Below are 18,986 nucleotides of genomic sequence, written 5' to 3'. Positions count from 1 at the left end.
TACGATCCTAGTTGCGGTTTCCGTTCTGTGTCAATAGGGTTTCGAAAACGATTACGATCTGGTGGATAGAACAATGAAGGGCATTCGCCGGCTGGCAGAACATCTGGATGTTTCGATTGGCACAGTTTCGCGCGCCCTCAACGGCAAACCCGACGTCAATGAAGAAACCAGGCGCCGTGTTTTGGAGGCGGCGGAAAAGCTTGGCTATGTCGCCAACCAATCCGGCCGGGCTCTGCGCAAGGGCGCAACCGGAGTTATCGGTTTCATGATGCAGACGGGCCGGGAAATCACCGGCCAGGGCGACACCTTCTTCATGAGCGTCTTTGATGGCGTTCAAGCGGTGTTGGCGCGCCACAAGCTCGACCTCGTTGCACTTTTATGCTCCTCGGAAGAGGACCCGGACGATTACCTCAAGCGCATGGTCGCGCGCGGTTTTGCCGATGGCCTTATTTTGTCAGCCACGCGGCGCCACGATCCTCGTTTTGAATTTCTGGCGCGTCACCAAATCCCCTTTATCACGCTGGGCCGCAGTCTGACGGACGTTGGCCAGCCTTGGATCGATCTTGATTTCGAGGGAATGGCCGAGCAATCCGTCGAGCGGCTCGTCAAGGCAGGCCACCGCGAGATCGGATTTGTCTGGCCGCATGGCGAACTCAATCTCGGTTACGTGTTTATCGAAAGGTGCCGCCAAGCCCTCGCCCGTTTCGGGTTGATATTGTCTGAGCACCATATCTTCCGGACTACTCCGAGCGAAATGGGTGGTTACAAGGTGGCTCGGGACATCAAGACCATCGAACGCCCCCCCACCGCTCTTATCCTGGTCAATGAGACGCTCGTCACAGGACTTTACCGCGGCCTGGAGGAAGTGGGGCTGCAGCCGGGGCGCGATATCGCCATTATCGGTCGCCAAAGCCCGCACGCACGTTTTCTGTCTCCCACCCTCACAGGATTCGACCTGTCGCTTCGCGACCTCGGAGTTGCCCTCGCCGAAGGGCTTTTGTCCGCAATGCCTGCCTATGCCGAACTTTATCCGAAAGCTCCGCGACAAAAACTGTGGCCGATGACGCTGATCGAAGGCGAAAGCGGCTGAAACTGCTTGCGCAGCACATGCCGAGGCGCAATTGTGCCAAGGTGGCGGCCCATTATCTGCCATGGCGGCAGACCGCCAGATCCGTTTTCAGATCACACCCCAAGCCCGAAACCTTCCCCTACCGGTCAGTTCTCGCAGCGAGAGTTCGGCGGCAATTTTCAACGCTCCCTGGGGGGTAACGCAGAGCGCCTCGGCGATCATGCCCGCAGACACCATTGGCGTGGAGAGGACGAGCTCGATCAGCTGAGGAAGCTTTGATGACTGCCGCCTGCCGGCGGCTCGATGCTGCATCTGCTGCTTTGCCAGGAGCAGCCGGTCGTGCTCTTTCGAGCCGAATTCAGCCGCCATCGTGATCGCGTCAAGAAATGCCTTCAGCCGCGTATCCCGGTCTCGGCTTGCCCGACGCTCGCGCGCGATCTGCTTCAGCCCGAGATTGATTGTTGCGAGATGCGCGCTGGTGGCTCCAATCTGCCGCAGGAGTGCGGCGGTCAACTGCCGACCGAGCCAGGGCGCATGCTGAAAGACCTGCAGGACGTTCCAAGCATCCAGCAGCAAGGCTGCCCTGAGCAGCGGCGGCAGGCCCTCCGTCTCCATGTCGACAGACCGCCACTCCGCAAGCCGCTCGTCTTCATCCCAATCGGCCTCATAAACAAGGGGATCCCGGTCGCGCCGCAGCTGGGGCTCCGTGGTTCTGGCCTCAGCAAGCAGCACCTCGCTTCGTGCCAGAAGCGCATCGATGGCAGCAAGATGGACGGCAAGCGGATCATCCTCGTCCCCCTCCTCGGATGAATGCTCATGCGTCATAGCTGCGGCGTTATCGGATTGATCGGTCTCGCCTCCCCTTCCCCTGAGGCAACGCAAGCCCTCGGTACTCATGGCCCATTCGGGCGGGTTAGAAAAAATTCGCCGACGGGTACGCAGGACGTCATGCGCAATTGTCAGTTCGTGGGTTGGCGCACGCACGCTCATGCCGGCATCGTAAAGCACCAGGTCCTCGAGCTGGACCAACTCTCCGTCGACCCACAAGGAAGCACATGCTTCGGAAAAATGGGTACGCGCCAACCATCCCGGCCCGACAGATGAACGGCTAATCCGCTCGTCCACCCGTGCCAGCGCCGAGGTCGCAGCGCTTAAGGGCGTGAGCAGGTCCTGTAAGGGCAATTTGGATAATTCGTAACGCATTGAAAAAGCGTTATCTGATTTGCCTTTTGAAAGCTATAAGGGTGTTTGGTTTCATCACTGGGTGTTAACCATAATCGCCACCCACCCGGCGAATGATGAATATTGGGGTCGCCCGCATGAGCTTTGCCGAAGCGACGAACTCGACCACCGCAGCGATGCACGAATCGTAGCCCTCATCATATCCGTGCTGGCTGATTCTGACTAGGCCGACCTGCCCAGGCAACATTGCACGCATCGATGATGGGCAACTCCACATATCGTCCTCCGCCAAATCACTGCGCCGGCTGCCGGAGCATCGATCCTCCCTGGGAGGAAAGATGACGACAGCGATGGCGCCATCATCGACAAAGACGCGGGGCAGCAGGAAGTCCTCCAAAAAATTACCGAACTAGATTCCGCTCCACCTTGGGGATGGCAGGACAACCCGTCTGCAGCCCGATCATGCAGTCCACCGATGACTTCCTGATGCATCAGATGACACTCGTTCACCTCGCAGTTCGGCATAAGCCGCGGCACCAACTTGGGCCCACGTCACCTGGCAAAGACGCCCTTCAGCCCATGACTGCGATGCAGTGCCGGACTTGCCGGACTTGCCGGGGCAGAACCCGGCTCTACCCTGAGCGCAAATGCGACCAGCAGCCGGGAGCGACTTCTACGGGCAAGTCCGAGTTTGCCGAGACGACAACCTCGCTGGTTGGGGCGTTCTAGTTCGATGCGCGCAGGCCCCACAGAGAGTTCAGGGCCGAGGAAGAGATAAAGGCCTTATGCGCCAGCGCAGGATTGCGACACCGGCCAGAGATCCGCGCGAAGTCCGGCCGCCGCCCCGAAAGCTTCGCCCCTGCCTTCCGCGCGTATCCAGACACACGCACCCTTTCGTACGCAGCAATGCAGTCCAACCATTTCAACGGCGCCAAAGAGAGCCCCTCTTCTTACTGGCTCGCAATACGACCGGAGAACCCTGGTTCGGCCGACAGAACGAAGGATTGACGGCAGTTAGCCGCGGCTAACTGCCGAAACATAAGCGAGAGAGAAGACCGGGCCTCGCTTCCAATTCGTGGCGCGACCCTATCCGCCGCTCCGCGAATCTGATCTTCTCTCCAAAATGCGGCTCCCGATACCGCGTATGAAACGCAAGTTAGCCGCGGCTAACCGCCGGCCCGGTTAGGGTGTCGTTAACCAAAAAACCCTTGCCAAATCGACAGAATCGGGTCTCTTTCATCAACTGCGGTAAAAAACGTTTTCCTCGCCCAGAACCGTAGTTTTAGAAATTAGGCGCTCAAGTAATGAAGCAAGCTGTTGAGAAGAATGCCGCTCCCCCGGTGGCGGACCTCAAGGGACTTATCCAGCATCATTCCGCTGCACTGTCGGCGCAGTTGCAGGCACACCATATGGCCGTCTTTCCGCCCAATGCGGAAAAGACAATTCGCAATTTCACGCCGGCTGAGACCGCCAAATTGATCGGCATCGGCGAGGGTTATCTGCGACAGGTCGCTGCCGAAATGCCGGATCTCGCAGCCAGCCAAACCGGCGGGCGCCGCAGCTATTCCGTCGATGATATCCAGGCATTGCGCGTTCATCTTGACCAAGGCAGCAGGGGCGGGCGGCGATATCTGCCTCACCGCCGCGGAGATGAGGCGCTCCAGGTCATTGCTGTCATGAATTTCAAAGGTGGCTCCGGCAAGACCACCACGTCGGCGCATCTCGCCCAATACCTGGCCTTAAGAGGCTACCGCGTCCTTGCCATCGACCTCGATCCCCAGGCGAGCCTTTCTGCACTTTTCGGGCACCAACCCGAAATCGATGTCGGACCAAACGAGACGCTTTACGGAGCAATCCGTTATGACGGCGAACGCCGCCCGATCGCCGAGATTGTCAGGGCGACCTATATTCCTGACTTACATCTCATTCCCGGAAACCTCGAACTGATGGAGTTCGAGCATGATACACCCCGCGCCCTGATGAAGCGGCAAGTCGGAGACACCTTGTTTTTCGCAAGGATCGGGCAGGCGCTTGCTCAGGCGCAAAATCTCTATGATGTCGTCGTCATCGACTGCCCGCCACAACTCGGCTACCTCACGCTCTCAGCGCTGACGGCCGCGACATCCGTCCTTGTCACCGTGCACCCGCAAATGCTGGACGTCATGTCGATGAACCAGTTTCTGGCAATGACTGGCGATTTGCTCGAAGAGATCAGCAATGCCGGAGCACGCTCGGACTACAATTGGATGCGATATCTCGTCACTCGCTTCGAGCCCAGTGATGGGCCTCAAAATCAGATGGTGGCATTCCTGCGCTCCATATTCGGTGAACATGTGCTGATCCATCCGATGTTGAAAAGCACAGCGGTCTCCGATGCCGGGCTTACCAACAACACGCTCTTCGAAGTGGAGCGCGGTCAATTTACGCGCTCGACATACGATCGCGCGCTGGAGGCCATGAACAACGTCAATGCAGAGATAGAGACTCTGATCAAGAAAGCATGGGGGAGGGCCGCATGAGCAGAAAAGACGTTTTCGCCAATCTGCAACCCCCGGCGCCAGCCCAGCCGGAAATTCGGACAGCCAAGAATCGTTTGCGGCCGATCCTCGGTTCACCGGAGTTGCTGGAGAACGGATCACGGTCGCCCGTTGGTGCCATCGGCCAATCCTTAAGCGAAGTGAACGACCGCAATCGCCGTGCCGAAGAGATCGAGAGGCGTTTGTCGCAGGGCCATGCGGTCATCTCACTGGATACCGCCGATATCGATCCCTCCTTTATTCCAGACCGTATGCCTGGCGCCAAGGAAGCACATGACCGGCTCGTGGCGTCAATTCGGGAGCAGGGGCAGCAAGTACCGATCCTGGTCCGGCCCCATCCAGAAATCCCAGGCCGCTATCAGGTCGCTTTCGGTCACCGCCGCTTGCGTGCCATCACCGAGCTCGGCCAGCAGATCAATGCCATCGTGCGCGAACTATCGGACGAACAGCTCGTCGTCGCCCAGGGACAGGAAAACAACGAGCGCCAGGACCTTACCTACATCGAAAAAGCGCGGTTTGCGCAGCGGTTGCAGCAGCGCTTTCCCCGCGACGTCATCATGGCCGCCATGTCGCTCTATAAAAGCGACCTGTCCAACATGCTCTCAGTGGTGTCGCGGATCCCGGCCGAGCTTATCGATATGATCGGTCCCGCTCCATCGGTCGGAAGGCGCAGCTGGATGGAGCTTTCCGATCTTCTATCGACCGACAAGGTCGTAGACCGGGCCAAAGCCTTCCTGGAACGGTCCGAGATCGCCGAGTGGGAATCCGAAGACCGGTTCAAGGCGCTGATGGAGCATCTCAAGCCGCGGCCGCAAAAGGCCAAGTCGGATGTCTGGGCAACCGGCACAGGCGCTCGCCTTGCAAAGGTCACCCACAACGATACTCGCGTCGAAATTCTTATCGATCGAAGGGAGGCGCCGGAATTTGCGGCCTTCGTGCTCGATCGCCTGAAGGCTTTGTTCGAAGAACATCGCTCTAAGAACTGAACAACACGGAACCAAAGCAGGAGCATCCAGCAAAAGAAAAAAGCCCCCGAACGTTACCGTCACGGAAGCTTTCCTCGTAGTCTCGACAGCTTCGAGAATCGCATTTCCGAGAATCACTGTCAAGAGTTTTGGCGCCTTTCGGGCGGGTGGATTTCTTTTGCCTAAACCAAGGTGAAGGCAAATGAGGCATGAATTTATAACGACGCCCTTCGGGCGGCGATCGATGTCGCTTGGAATGCTGGCAAATCAGCATCTCGCCGACCAGATCGAACCTGGAATGCGCCGGAACAAGTGGAAACTATTCCGATCGGTCTGCGAAGCCCGCCGAGCCTTGGGGATCAGTGACCGGTCGTTGACCGTTCTTGATGCGCTCCTGACGTTTTATCCGGCGGACGAACTCAGCCAAGACAGCAGCCTTGTTGTTTTCCCCTCAAACGCTCAGCTCTCTCTCCGGGCAAGGGGGATGACGCCCGCAACTCTTCGCAGGCATCTCTCCATGCTGATCGAGGCCGGCCTGATTTTCCGCAAGGATAGTCCAAATGGAAAACGTTACGCGCGGCGTGCACGGAGCGGGCAAATCAGCGAGGTTTTCGGCTTCAGCCTTGCGCCTCTGCTCGCCAGAGCGTCTGAAATCGATTGCCTTGCTGCCGAGATCGTAACCGACAGAGAAAATCTCAAAGCAACCAAAGAACAGATCAGCATCTGCCGGCGCGATATCTCCAAGCTGCTCGCGACTGCCATTGCCGAAGCACTTCCCGGAGATTGGGATGATATGTTGGCCGAATTTCGCACAATTACCTCTCAGATCCCTCGCAACCCTACCTTAGAAACCCTTCAGCCAATTCGGCGGCAGATGAACGAACTTCATCACTTCGTCGTTAAGAGCTTGAAGTCACAAGTTAAAATTCAGAATCTGAGCGCCAATGAATCCCAGAATGAGCGCCACAAACAGGATTCAAAACCAAACTTCAATTTTGAATCTGAAAACATCTGCATCCGAGATCATCTTCCACCTCCAAATCCGTTGGACCAGCAAGTCGAAGTCACGGAACAGCTGCGTGATGTCGATGAAGATATCCCAAATCACACACCGTCTTCCGAAGGGATAACGCTCGATCTGGTGCTTCGAGCATGCCCCCAGATCATCGATTACGCCCCAGCCGGATCTGTCCGAAACTGGCGCGATCTTGCCGCCGCCGCTGCCGTTGTGCGTTCAATGTTCGATGTGAGCGAGACAGCCTACACCCAGGCCTGCGCCACGATGGGGATTGAAACGACGGCGATCGTTATGGCCTGTATCCTCGAGCGGGCCACATCCATCAATTCGCCGGGGGGATACCTGCGTGATCTGACCAAGCGATGCGAACGCCGCCAATTCGTTCCAAACCGGATGCTCATGGCCGTCCTGCGGGCTCACGCAAAAGTCGGTACCAGCAGTAATGAAACGGAGATGCCGCTTAGGTTTAACAACGAAAAGCCACTTCAGAAAAAGCAAGACGTTACCGTCTCGCCGGAATATTGCAGTGCCAATTGACCAGGTAAGCGGGGCACATTTGGTGGCAGGGCTGGCTGAACGGGCAGAGTTCCATAGGCGCCTACTGCAGTCTCAGCTTGAATCGGGCGCAAACCAACAAAACCAGATAGCCGGCGGCCGCCAGAACAAACGGCCCGCGAAGAGCCATTTCGCGTCCGGCCTCGGTCTCGATCAGCGACACCAGTATGCCAGCAGCTATCGCACCGAGAGGCATCGATCCCCAGCCGAAGAAGCGGTAAATGCTGTTTACACGCCCCAGCAGTTCTGCCGGAATGCGGCGCTGGCGCCACGACACGGTGATGACGTTCCAAAGCATGGATGCTGCCATAAACAAGGCCATTGCTGCGCCGACGACCCACGCCGTGGAGCTAAGACCAATGGCTGCGTATGCCATTCCCCACGTCAGGAACGAGAGGTAGAGCGCCGCCTGCGCGCCAATCCCTTTCGTGATGAGCGGCGCCCCCAGACTGCCAGCTACCGCGCCTGTCGCAGCCGCGGACAGCAAGAGCCCATGCTCGGCGGCCGACAACCCCAAAATCTCTTGGGAGAACAGAATAGTGATTGTCGTGGCCATCGAGAATAGGAAGTTCACCATGCCCAAGGTTACGGCGAACCTAAACAGCAGGCGATCTTTTCGCATCCAGTTTATGCCCTCAACCAAAGCGGGCCAAAACCGCGCAGAGTTCGTCAGTTGAGGTGGCAATGTAATGAGCCAGACCATGCCGGCTGCAAACACCAGCGCTGCGCCATCCAGGCCAAAAGGCACCGCGATACCCAGCCCGATCAGTACGCCTGCTAGCGGGGGGCCAATGAACTGGCCTATCAGTTGCTCTGCGCTCCACATCTGACCATTAGCAACCTCAAGATCTGCTGGAGCGACAATAGACGGCAAAATTGTTTGAGCTGCGTTGTCTCGCATTACCTCGGCAGAGCCGAGAAGAAAGGCAAGGCCTGCTAGGAGCCAAACGGCCCCGGCCACCGGCTCGCTCAAAGCGAGCATCATGATGGCGGTCACAATGCCCGCCCGGATCATGTCTGCACGCGCGATCAACTTGCGGCGGTCAGTTCGGTCAATGATCACGCCTGACGGCAAGGCAAACAGCAGCCAAGGCATGCTGCCGGCGGCTGCTACAGCAGCAATCGCGAGCGGATCGCGTGACATCAGCGTAGCGAGCCAAGGTAGCGCTAGGGCAATCACTCCGTCGCCAAGGTTTGTAAGCGTGCCTGCGGTCAGAAGCAGGCGATAGTTTCGATTACGAACCAAAAGCGGCATTGCCATCTTGAGTTGATCCCCTTCGCTGTTTCTAGCAGCCTATAGGGTAACTTGGCATCGTCAATCGAGATCATCCGGCATCCGTCACCTTAAGTTAGCGCCCACGGGCAAAGCCCCGTGTCATGAGCGTGCTGCGACGATGGCCGCGAGAGGTGGAACGAGCTTCCCTTCGTTATTGATCCCAAGTCGATCTCCGAGATAGTGCCAGAATGACAGGCCGAGCTTCTGGCAGGTTTTCATCAACCCGAGCATGCTGTCGCGCGCCTGTCGACCGTCGCGGCTGACCGTGCCGCCCGAGATCTTCCGCTTGATGACACAGCCGCGCAGATCTCTTTCCGACGCATTCGTATGCAGCGGCGTTTCGGGCCGCTCCAGAACCCGCAGCAGTTCGGCCTTGCGACGCGCAGGCGAGCCAGCAGTTTGTCGAGGTCGCCATAACCGGTGCGCATGGAGAAAATTCTGTCGAACCGGACCTTGAGGCCTTGGGCTGCCCGTCGGCTGGGACTTCGCTGGTAGTTTTTCAGCTGCTTGTAGAACAGCCAGATAAGTTCGCGCAGGGTCTCGACATGCTTTACCTGGCGCGGCGTCGCCGGCATCAGCTTATGCAACAGCCGTTCGGCATGGACCCAGCAGAGCGCATGGGTACCGACCCGGAATTGCCCGGCATCGTCGGAGACGATCACCGCATTGCCAACCAGACCATGATGGCGGATGGCGCCCCAGATGCCGGCCTCGGCAAATGGTTGGATGATGTCCCGGTCGAAAATGTCGATGCCATGTTCGGCCAGATGCCTGAGAAACGGAACCTGATTGGCAAACCGCCGCGGCTCGCCTGTGTTCAGGCGCGCCAGAAGGGCAGGGTCCACCTGCCGGTCTTCCAGAAAGGTAAAGGCGGCATCGTTGAGGACATAGTCCTGATAGTTGCCGCGCAGCAGAGCCAGAAAGTTCAGCCGCGACTTCGATGGAGCCGTGCGGAAGGCGCAAAAATGCTCGCCTCCGATATGCGTCGTATAAAAATTGCGGTTGGCATGGCGGGCACCGGTGTCGTCGACGGTCACATAGGACGCCGCCACCAGGCCGGCATGCAGCACAGCGGCATCCTCGGCATGAAAGCCTTCCAGCTTCTGTGTCAGAAGCCGGATGACCTGTCGTTTGGAAATCTCGACACCGACATCGTTGAGCAAGGTCGTCAAACGCTGCGTCGTGACCTGACCATGGCTATGCAGCATCAGACAGAAACGCCGCAGGTTGGGTCCAAAGCCACCCAGAATTCCTGCCGGTAGCGGCGCAGTGATCGTGCGCCCGTCCGGCGTCAGCCAGCACTCACGACGATAGCGCACCACCTCGGCCCGCACGACCAGATCGCGCACCACGCAATCCTTGTAGCCCTTGAAACGCGATCCAGGCGGAGCCGCGACCGGTAGCACCTCTTCACGCGTGACGCTGCCCGTGTCGTTTTTGGGGCCCCGACGCCGCGCAGGCTTGCCGGTGACGGCAACCGTCTTATCGCTGGTCGCCTTTTCCATATCCGATGATCTGAACGGTGGGCGTGGCGGCAGGTTCTTCAGCCGTGCGATCTCATCGCGCAGGAGCTGGTTGTCGACCTTCAGTCGGGTGTTCTCGATCCTGAGCTGGTCGTTTTCGGCGCGAAGCTTTTGGTCTTCGGCCTCCAGCTTTTCGATACGGATGTCGGCTCGATCAGCCCGAGTGACCAGACCCGTCACAAGCTCACGCAGCGCTTTCAGCGACAGCGTATCGGCATGCTCGACCATGGGCAGGCGGCGCTTCGTCATATACACAGTGAATCATGATTTACGGAAAACAGGAATCCCTCCAGCCACCGGATTTGCTCCGGTTACTGACCACGCATATGGCAGCCGCGGCCGGAGGGCTTTTCGCCCTACTCAAAATAACTAGCTGCAAAAGCCCCTGGGCTTCGGACAGCACGCCTCATTTTCCTGCTGGAGAGGCCGCAATACGCCTGACTTCGTCGGCAGCTGCGTTGAGGACGTCTTGCGACAAACCTTCGTCGAGGATGCGGGAGAGTGTGACTGCACCCACCATGAGCGACAATATGGTCATTGCTTTGCCTCTTGGTTCCGAGCCCTCGGTCACGTCCATGAGTTCGTCCAGCACTTGGAGATGAGCCTTTATGCCGTCCTGAAAAGGAAGCTTCACCTCCTCGCTTTGACGACGTGCCACGTCAGAACCGAGCGCCACCAAGGGGCAACCATCGCCTTTCTCACCCTCGAGGATCCTTTGAGAGATAAAAACGGATTATGGCCTCCAGCGGATCCGGGGTCGAGGCCGCGGCGGTCGACCATCTGCCGGTCGAGCTTTCCATCGCCCGCCTTAAGGCAAGCGCTGCAAGATCGTCCTTGGACTCGAACTGCTTATAAAATCCGCCTTGGGTGAGGCCCGCACCTTTCATCAGGTCCTTCAATCCGATGCCATCAAAACCGTGCTCTCTAAACAGCCGGCTTGCGACGTTGATGACGGCCTCGCAATTTGCCGCGGCTTGCGCTAAAAATCGCGGGGGAAGCGCGGATGATTTCGCGCCGCCTCAGGAGAAATTCCTATGTCATTTCAGCGGCCGCCCGCGAAAAACATCCCCGCTCCGTCATTACCTTCCGGTCGCGGTTATAGTGATCGCGTCATCGAGCAGGGAGCCGGGTCGCGAACCGTTCTCCGCAAACGGGGAGCATCCGGCGCTCGATGGCGGTCGTTTAAGGCACGGCAACGCCGTCAGGGCGCCAACCGCCGGGGCGAAATGGTTTCGGAATTTGGACCCTCCGCAGCCATATCCCCCGGAAAAGCCGAAGCGATCGAGCAGGCAGAGAACCTGACATCCATCTAACACACCGACTGCCTGCCCATCCCTTGTGACACCGTGACGACCACCTTCGTCGCGGACACTCGTCGTACCGGTGTCGTGGCACCAGCTTATGATGTCCTCCGCCCTCGACCATGCCGTTTTTCGCTATGTGGCAGAATCGGACGCCTCAATTCCCCCCCAAGGCACAACCTGATTGCCGGCGCTTGGATTGGCCGGAGGTCGGCAATATGTTCTCCTCTGGAGAAGGCGGCTCTCGGCGATCCGCAGGAATCGCATCAAAAGGAGATGAGGCGATGAAACTGAACGACCCGACACTGTTTCGCGAGGCTGCGCTGGTGGGCGAGCGCTGGCTCGATGCCGATCCGTCGAACGCGGTAGAAGTCAACAACCCGGCGACTGGCGAGATCATCGGCCGAGTGCCGAAGCTTGGCGCGGCAGAGACCCGCGCTGCGATCGAAGCGGCGCAGGCCGCTCAGCAGCAATGGGCTTCAAGGACCGCGAAGGAGCGCTCGGCGATCCTGCGCAAATGGTTCGACCTGATGATCGCCAACAAGGACGATCTGGGACGTATCCTGACGCTCGAGCAGGGCAAGCCGCTGACCGAAGCGACCGGTGAGATCGTTTATGGCGCGAGCTTTATCGAATGGTTTGCGGAAGAGGGCCGACGCGTCTACGGCGATCTCATTCCGGGCCACCAGCCCGACAAGCGCATCATGGTGATGAAGCAGCCGATCGGCGTGGTGGCGGCGATTACACCGTGGAACTTTCCGAATGCGATGATCACTCGCAAGGCCGGCCCGGCGCTGGCCGCCGGCTGTGCCATGGTGCTGAAACCCGCATCGCAGACGCCGTTTTCGGCGATCGCGCTGGCAGTGCTGGCCGAACGGGCGGGCTTGCCCAAAGGGCTGTTCAGCGTGATTACAGGTTCGGCCCGCGAGATCGGCGGCGAGATGACGGCCAATCCGATCGTCAGGAAACTGACCTTTACCGGTTCGACCGAAGTTGGTGCGGAGCTCTATAGGCAGTCCGCGCCGACCATCAAGAAGCTCGGGCTGGAGCTCGGCGGCAATGCCCCTTTCATCGTTTTCGACGATGCGGACCTGGATGCAGCCGTGGAAGGGGCGCTGATCGCCAAATATCGCAACAACGGCCAGACCTGTGTCTGTGCCAACCGGCTCTATGTGCAGGACGGTGTTTACGATACATTCGCGGCAAAGCTCGCCACGGCGGTCGGCAAGCTGAAAACTGGTAACGGCTTCGACGAGGGCGTCGTTCTTGGGCCTCTGATCGACAAGGCGGCTCTGGAAAAGGTCGAGGAGCATGTCGGCGACGCCTTATCCAAAGGTGCCCGCGTCATTCAGGGCGGCGGGCGCCATGCGCTTGGCGGCACATTTTATGAGGCAACAGTTCTGGCCGATGTGACGGCCGACATGGCCGTGGCGCGGGAGGAGACGTTCGGGCCGGTGGCGCCGCTTTTCCGCTTCAAGGACGAGGCGGATGTCATTGCGCAGGCCAATGATACCGAATTCGGCCTTGCCTCCTATTTCTATGCCCGTGATCTTTCCCGGGTATTCCGGGTCGCCGAGGCGCTTGAATACGGCATGGTGGGCGTCAATACCGGCCTGATCTCGACTGCCGAAGCCCCCTTCGGCGGCATCAAGCTTTCCGGCCTCGGCCGTGAGGGTTCGCGCCACGGCATCGAGGAATTCGTTGAGATCAAATATGTATGCCTCGGCGGCATAGGCTGATTGACAGGAACCCTTCGATCATCCGCGGCTGCCGAGCTTTGTCGCGCACATCCTGCTTCTGCTTATCATCAGCATTGAGGAACGAACGAGCGCCGACGTGTGGTCGGGTCACGTCGTTCTGCTGCTGGGGAAGGCAGTGGTGCTTGACACCGTACACGCTGCCTGAGTTCGAAACTGGGGGAGGAAAACCACTTCGCCGCGGTCTCTCGATTAATTGCCGTCAGCTGCGGGCCAACACCGGCAGATTTGGGTATTCCGTAAGCTCCTCCGAGGTTCGCTTGTGTTCGCCGATAAACTTTTCCTCTCCATCTCGACAGCCGCTGAAACAATAGCGAGCGCCGGTTGTTACACTTGTCTCCGGTCGAGAGACCACCACAACAAAGAGGAAGCGGAAAATGCTCGTCAAAATGCTCGCAGCTACTGTTCTTTCCCTGGGCTTAGCCACGGCAGCAGTCGCTCAATCAGGCGGCTCCGGCTCTGGCACTGATTCAGGTTCTGGATCGTCCGGATCCGGAACAAACAGAGGAGCTTCCGTGGGCTCTGGAGCCGGTGGTACAGGAACGTCGCTCGACGCCAATAACCCTACAACAGGCAGCGTGGGTGGAAATGCCAACAATACCGGATCCACCAATGCTCCTTGCAAGACCACACCGACACAGCAAGGCTCGGCAGGTACGGCGGCGTCGAACTCCGGCAGCGCGGCAACCCAACAGCCGGCATGCTGAGTGATTTTGGGCTGGGACGCGCCTGCGTCCCACCCCCCTTGAATGAATTCGGAAAAGAAGCAATTTCAATAACGAAAATCCAGGTCCGCGGCCACCTTCTCAAGCTGCTCCAGGGCTGCCCCTCGGCGCCGGTAAAGATCGGCACGCTCGCCAAAAGTGCGGCGACGCATTGCAATCTGGTGACGCAGGTTGATCTCCGCAGCCATCATCGCTCCGCAGAAAGCCGCGCTTAGGACGCTGGCGCCTGAATGGAGGTCGCTTGCCACTTTGCGATCTATAGAGCCTGCCACATCACGGAAAAGCTCAAGCCCCTCCACGATAAGATGCGCCGCAGCAAGGGGTTCTTCGGTCGCCTGCGTCTGAGCATCTCGCAGACCGCTATCATTGTTGACTTCATGATCGGAAGGTTCCTCGGAAAGCACGTCTAAATATCGCCGAAAGTAGCGCCGATCCCGATCTGCGGATATCGTAAGCCGTTCTGAAAGTTCGTCCAATCGCCGCCGGGCGTCGGAAAAGCGGTCACTGTCGTCGTCCGATACCGCAATAGCCATCTTCCCCATCGCGAGACCAAGGAGCGCGGCCAGAATCGACGCAGTGCTGCCTGGTATATCAGGGGCTCGCCGACCAATGGATTCGACGATGTCTCTGAATTGCTTGTCTACGAGGGCAGATGACAATTTCAATACTCTTTGAACCAACCGCAAACGGATCGAACTAACCAATGCTGTCGAAGTTCCGTCAACCTCACTTCTAGATGACGCCCGCGTCTCTTTGTTCGGGGCTTCGACGGGAAGGCTTGTTGGGCCGCTGGGGTCAGGTGTCGGTTGCAAGGCAGGGTTCATGCTACCCGGTCGGCGAAGATGTTGGAAAGACAGCAATGCGCCACCCAGCCCGGTCAAACCTGCGCTTACGCGGAAAAAGGCTTAAGCGCTAATCAATCACCACCAGCCCCGCTTCCTCTGCGGCCGCGACGAATGCGTCTCTTGCGTCCTCCGGCTCTGCTTTTCCATCGAGCACCAGCATGAAAGTGCGGAGAGCTTGATGAAAATGCTCCCCATCGTCGACGGGCCAGTCTTCAAGGAGGCAATTTGCGGCGTCTCGGGTGCAGAAGATCAGATCGTGGTCTCCTGCACCATGAAGCTCGACAGAAACGGGAATGGCCCAGTCGACATCAAACATGCAGCCTTACCTCCAGAGGAAAAGAGACGCGAGGGCAGGAGATTTGTGATCTCTGAAGGGGGGGACGGGAGACCGCCCTCGCGACCTCACTCTAATGCACTGGATCGCGAATCGTTCCACGAGGGGATCGAAGCGTCGGGGGAGGAACCCCCACCGCCGATGATAGTTATCTTCCGAAAGGAGACCGAGATATGGCTATGCATTATACGGACATTCGCGGTACGCTTGTAAGCTTCCTTGCCGAAATCGGCTTGGTAGGGCCGAACGTCGAAGCCACCGCTACGGACCCGGTCCCGCCGCTTTCGACCGAACAGGAACTACTGGTCGAATGCTGGCAATCGGGCCAGATCGAACCTGCGGTTTGGTGGCAGCACCTTGACGATGATCCGGTGCTCGCGGCAAATTTCCAGAAGCCGCAGGTAACACATTAGGGCGCCCGGCCATCGAGCGCTCGCGCCGGGTGCTGCTCGGCCCAAGGATAGTGAATTAACTCACGTGCCCCGTAAGTCCGGCGTTCCCGCGGTGGTCGATCGAAAAGTTCGTGCCGGATCTTCATATCGACGTCTGCGTCCCTATCCGGCGTCATTTCTGCACGCGGGGCTTACGGATCGCATCGTGACTTGCCGCGGCTTGCGGCGCTATCCGATTCTGGGTTCAGGTACCTGCGCCGCTTCTGCGCCGGATCAGCTCAAACACGCCCGAAATGTCTTCGTCTCCATGTCCTGCACTATCGCGTTTTCGAAACAGGTCCAGCAGGGGGGCAAGCAGACTGGTGGCGACACCCTGCTCACGGGTGGCTGTGAGTATATTTTCCAGCGAGGTGGCCTGCATGGCGAGGTTCGACACCACATTAAGGCCGTGCCCGCCGCTATCGATCTTCTCTGCGTATCCTGGGAGTTCACCCATCATTGCGGTCATCCAGGGGCCAAGCAACTGGAGAAACTCCCTCGCGTGAATGCCCTCGGAATCGACAAGGGCAGTAGCGTGAAAGAAGCCGGCGAACAGACCATACATGCCGCTGAGAAGAGCGAGGTCGTGTAGCGACGCCAGTCCAGCATCGGCACCGAGATAGGCAGCGGCGCCGAGCGCCTTAAGCGTACCGATATGTGCGTCGAAAGTCGGCTTCGAGCCGCTGTAGAGGATCAGGGCATGTTCGCCTCCGATCATCGGAGGCGTCGCCATGATGCCGCCGTCGAGATAGGAGGCTGTAAGGCTTGCGAGCCGCTCGGCGGTGGCGCGCGCTTGGGCGGGCGTGCCATTGGTCACATTGACCACCGCACGCCCGGCGAGCGCCGAGGCCGCACCATCGAGCACAGAGCTCGCGGCGGCATAGTCCAATACGCAAATCACAGTGAGATCGCTTGAAGCAATGGCGTCTGCTGCGCTGGTGACTTCACGCGCTCCTTGAGCAACTAGGAAGCCAGCCTTGCCAGCTGTCCGATTCCAAAGGGTGACCGAATGCCCTTGTTGGAGAAGGCGAGCGGCCAGCGCCTGCCCCATCGCCCCTAGGCCGAGAACCGAAATATTGGTCATGGATCTATTCTTCCCTCGATGTCCCAACACGACGCCCCCTTTGGGGGAGCGGGTTGCTGAAAAGATGCAATATTGGACGAAAGCGGGGTAGTCGGCTATTCGTAGATCCATCGTCTTCAAAACAGAACGATGGATGGATTAGTGCTCAATCTCAACGACCTTCTCATCTTCGTTCGAGTGGTGGATCACGGCGGTTTTGCCGCAGCTGGTCGCGCGCTGCGCCTTCCCAAATCCACGCTGAGCAAGCGGCTCGCTGAATTGGAGCGGGAGATCGGGGTCCGTCTGATTCAACGAACCTCGAGGAGCTTCGCCGTGACGGAGATCGGCCGAGATTTGTATCGACATGCCGCCGCCATGCTGATCGAGGCCGAGGCCGCGGAGCATGTCATTAAGGGCCGCCTGGCCGAACCAAGCGGAACTGTCCGGATCACAGCATCCTTGCCCATTGCCCAATTCCGTTTGTCGGCGCTGCTTCCACCCCTCGCCGCGCGCTATCCGAAAATGCGCATCACGCTCGACGTTTCCGACAGATTCGTGGACATCGTGCAGGAGGGTTTTGACATCGCGATCCGCAACCACTTCGCCCCTCTGTCCGATGCCGATCTCGTACAACGTCGGATATATGACGACCCAGTCTGGCTGGTCGCCTCGCCCGACTATATCCGGGAGAAAGGTGCGTTTTCTCGCCCCGGGGAGGCGAGAGAACTCGATGGGTTGATGGCATCGCCCTCGGAATCGGTATGGACGCTTCGCAATGACCAAGGCTCGGTCACCAAAGTCACGCCTTTCCCTCGCTACGCGGCTAACGAGACGATCTCGCTACTTGAAGCAGCCAAGGCTGGTCTTGGAGTAGCTTGCCTTGCGAGCAGTTTCTGTGCACCACTCATTGAATCTGGCGCACTTGTTCGCATTTTTCCCGAATGGACAGCAGGTGGTGTGGCGACAACGCTACTCGTTCCGCACCGCCGCGGGCAACTGCCTTCAGTTCGGATAGTCGCTGACTATTTGATCGCAAAACTCTCTCGCCGAGCTCATGACCCCTAGTCCGCGATCCCGGATTCGGGAGGGTGCTCGTGGTGGCCGTTCGAACCGCGTTCTGCAGGGAGACGGGCGAAGAAACAGGCACCATGCTGGACCCCGTTTGGACGACCGAACACAAAGTCTCCCTTTCCGGCAGGCCCTTCAAAGACAAATATGCAGAAAATCCTAGAGCCCCTGCACGAGTTGAGGTCGTGGAGAAACTAAATAACGCATTGGCCGCTATCGATTGAGATGGGATGTCTGCTTGCGGCGCAAGCATACGCCCTTGCATTCCCCGCACGAATAAAGGCTTGAAGGCCTTACTGGGGCGTGGCCTGAAGGCGCTGTTTCAGAAGCCAATCCCAAAGCTCGGAATCATTCAAGGCGGCCCATTCGACGCTTGAGTGGTCCACGCCCTCCAGAACGCTCAAGCGAGCATTGCGCTTCAGACCGACGAGCCGCTCGTACAGCACGATCGAATCCGACAAAGGGATGACTTCATCGTTCGTGCCGTGGAACACCCAAAATGCCGTCTTCTCATTTGTCCTGCTCAGATAGTGGCGATTACCGCCACCAGCGATCGGAACGACAGCGGCGAACTTTTCCGGAAACTGTTCTGCCATTGCCCAGGTGCCGAAACCGCCGCGGCTGAATCCCATGACATAGACCCGCGTGCGATCCACCCGATATTTTGACATAACCTCGTTGAGCGCCACCTCCACTTTCTCGATCGGAAAAAGCAGTTCTTCACTCGGGTTCTGTGGCGAAAACACCAGGAAGGGGAATGTCTTTCCGCCCTCGATCAATTTCGGAAGGCCACTCGATTTGACTTTCTCGATATCGGTCCCGCCCTGGTCGCCGCCGTGTAGCCACACAACCAGCGGATAGGAGTTGCTGGATGACGCATAGTCGTCCGGCGTGTACATCAGATAGTTGAGATCAGTCTCCAGGCTGGCGTTCGATCTGGCTTTTATCTGCTCGGCCTGCGCCAGGCCCGCACCGCACATTCCGACTACAGCCGCGAAAGCTACTGCCATAATGTTCCGCCGCATCCGATGACCTCCTTACGATTTTGGACCTGCAATCCCATCAGATGGATCCGAAGGACCAGAACTCAAGTCTTCCCGTCCGGGATGTAGTCCGGCTCGGGAAAATGTTAGCGCGCCAAAACCGTTGCATTCTCGAAATGCAGCGCGCGACGTGGAGACTGTCACATTGATATGGAAACGAGGCGGCGAGGCTTGAACGGCGCTGCTTCCCTAATCGGCAGGTTTAGGTGAGGGCCTGTTCAAGCTTATTCACTACTGCACGATCAAGGGGTCCGTCCGCGGTCGGCCCTCAATGGCCGTCAGAAAGGTCGCCGT

General features: G+C 58.6%; 13 protein-coding genes and 2 pseudogenes. 7 read left to right on the top strand and 8 right to left on the bottom strand.

The window, feature by feature from the left end; translation table 11 throughout:
• Nucleotides 1–73: 73 nt before the first annotated feature.
• The gene (locus C5L12_RS04665) at nucleotides 74–1,090 is read left to right on the top strand and encodes a LacI family DNA-binding transcriptional regulator (protein WP_105370855.1); all 1,017 of its coding nucleotides are present in this window, start codon (nucleotides 74–76) and stop codon (nucleotides 1,088–1,090) included.
• A gap of 87 nt (nucleotides 1,091–1,177) precedes the next feature.
• Here the strand turns inward: C5L12_RS04665 and C5L12_RS04660 are convergent, their stop codons facing one another.
• On the bottom strand, nucleotides 1,178–2,272 hold the full coding sequence (locus C5L12_RS04660) for an RHE_PE00001 family protein (protein WP_105370854.1): 1,095 nt from the start codon (nucleotides 2,270–2,272) through the stop codon (nucleotides 1,178–1,180).
• A 1,283-nt stretch (nucleotides 2,273–3,555) separates the two neighbouring features.
• On the opposite strand from C5L12_RS04660, the gene repA reads away from it, so the two are divergent.
• From repA to repC, 3 genes are all read left to right on the top strand, one after another.
• Nucleotides 3,556–4,770 carry a plasmid partitioning protein RepA gene (gene repA / locus C5L12_RS04645; RefSeq protein ID WP_105370851.1) on the top strand — a complete coding sequence of 405 codons (1,215 nt, stop codon included), beginning with the start codon at nucleotides 3,556–3,558 and terminating at the stop codon, nucleotides 4,768–4,770.
• Nucleotides 4,767–5,774, top strand: a complete 1,008-nt coding sequence (gene repB, locus C5L12_RS04640) for a plasmid partitioning protein RepB (RefSeq protein ID WP_105370850.1) — start codon at nucleotides 4,767–4,769, stop codon at nucleotides 5,772–5,774. Before repA ends, repB begins: the two co-directional genes overlap by 4 nt.
• Nucleotides 5,775–5,955: 181 nt before the next feature.
• Nucleotides 5,956–7,308 (top strand): plasmid replication protein RepC, encoded by a 1,353-nt coding sequence (repC, locus tag C5L12_RS04635; protein WP_105370849.1) that lies wholly within the window; start codon nucleotides 5,956–5,958, stop codon nucleotides 7,306–7,308.
• A gap of 61 nt (nucleotides 7,309–7,369) precedes the next feature.
• On the opposite strand, the gene C5L12_RS04630 is transcribed toward repC, so the two are convergent.
• The 3 genes and pseudogenes from C5L12_RS04630 to C5L12_RS04620 all read right to left on the bottom strand — a co-directional run bounded on the left by C5L12_RS04630 (nucleotide 7,370) and on the right by C5L12_RS04620 (nucleotide 11,075).
• Complete coding sequence (locus C5L12_RS04630; protein ID WP_105370848.1) at nucleotides 7,370–8,587, bottom strand: MFS transporter; 1,218 nt, start codon at nucleotides 8,585–8,587, stop codon at nucleotides 7,370–7,372.
• Nucleotides 8,588–8,701: 114 nt separating this feature from the next.
• Nucleotides 8,702–10,374: pseudogene (locus C5L12_RS04625) on the bottom strand (IS66 family transposase).
• 157 nt (nucleotides 10,375–10,531) lie between these two features.
• Nucleotides 10,532–11,075: pseudogene (locus tag C5L12_RS04620) on the bottom strand (TetR/AcrR family transcriptional regulator).
• A 635-nt stretch (nucleotides 11,076–11,710) separates the two neighbouring features.
• On the opposite strand from C5L12_RS04620, the gene gabD reads away from it, so the two are divergent.
• On the top strand, nucleotides 11,711–13,165 hold the full coding sequence (gene gabD, locus C5L12_RS04615; protein WP_105370847.1) for an NADP-dependent succinate-semialdehyde dehydrogenase: 1,455 nt from the start codon (nucleotides 11,711–11,713) through the stop codon (nucleotides 13,163–13,165).
• A 790-nt stretch (nucleotides 13,166–13,955) separates the two neighbouring features.
• Here the strand turns inward: gabD and C5L12_RS04610 are convergent.
• Both C5L12_RS04610 and C5L12_RS04605 read right to left on the bottom strand, forming a co-directional pair.
• Nucleotides 13,956–14,612 (bottom strand): cyclodeaminase/cyclohydrolase family protein, encoded by a 657-nt coding sequence (locus tag C5L12_RS04610; protein ID WP_157948991.1) that lies wholly within the window; start codon nucleotides 14,610–14,612, stop codon nucleotides 13,956–13,958.
• Nucleotides 14,613–14,820: 208 nt separating this feature from the next.
• On the bottom strand, nucleotides 14,821–15,069 hold the full coding sequence (locus C5L12_RS04605; protein WP_105370845.1) for a DUF982 domain-containing protein: 249 nt from the start codon (nucleotides 15,067–15,069) through the stop codon (nucleotides 14,821–14,823).
• A gap of 191 nt (nucleotides 15,070–15,260) precedes the next feature.
• Between C5L12_RS04605 and C5L12_RS04600 the strand changes: the two genes are divergently transcribed.
• Nucleotides 15,261–15,500 carry a hypothetical protein gene (locus C5L12_RS04600; protein WP_105370844.1) on the top strand — a complete coding sequence of 80 codons (240 nt, stop codon included), beginning with the start codon at nucleotides 15,261–15,263 and terminating at the stop codon, nucleotides 15,498–15,500.
• Between the two features lie 223 nt (nucleotides 15,501–15,723).
• Here the strand turns inward: C5L12_RS04600 and C5L12_RS04595 are convergent, their stop codons facing one another.
• Nucleotides 15,724–16,602, bottom strand: a complete 879-nt coding sequence (locus tag C5L12_RS04595) for an NAD(P)-dependent oxidoreductase (protein ID WP_105370843.1) — start codon at nucleotides 16,600–16,602, stop codon at nucleotides 15,724–15,726.
• Nucleotides 16,603–16,743: 141 nt separating this feature from the next.
• Here C5L12_RS04595 and C5L12_RS04590 point away from each other — a divergent pair, with 141 nt between their 5' ends.
• Nucleotides 16,744–17,646, top strand: a complete 903-nt coding sequence (locus C5L12_RS04590; RefSeq protein WP_105371043.1) for a LysR substrate-binding domain-containing protein — start codon at nucleotides 16,744–16,746, stop codon at nucleotides 17,644–17,646.
• Nucleotides 17,647–17,942: 296 nt separating this feature from the next.
• Here the strand turns inward: C5L12_RS04590 and C5L12_RS04585 are convergent, their stop codons facing one another.
• Entirely contained in the window at nucleotides 17,943–18,659 is a 717-nt protein-coding gene (locus tag C5L12_RS04585; protein ID WP_425350740.1) for a carboxylesterase family protein, read from the bottom strand.
• Between the last annotated feature and the right edge of the window lie 327 nt (nucleotides 18,660–18,986).

The sequence above is a fragment of the Neorhizobium huautlense genome, from assembly GCF_002968575.1.
In the GTDB taxonomy this organism is placed as follows: Bacteria; Pseudomonadota; Alphaproteobacteria; order Rhizobiales; family Rhizobiaceae; genus Neorhizobium; species Neorhizobium huautlense.
The sequence above is the reverse complement of the archived record's forward strand: the minus strand, read 5'-3'. Positions and strand labels throughout refer to the sequence as shown.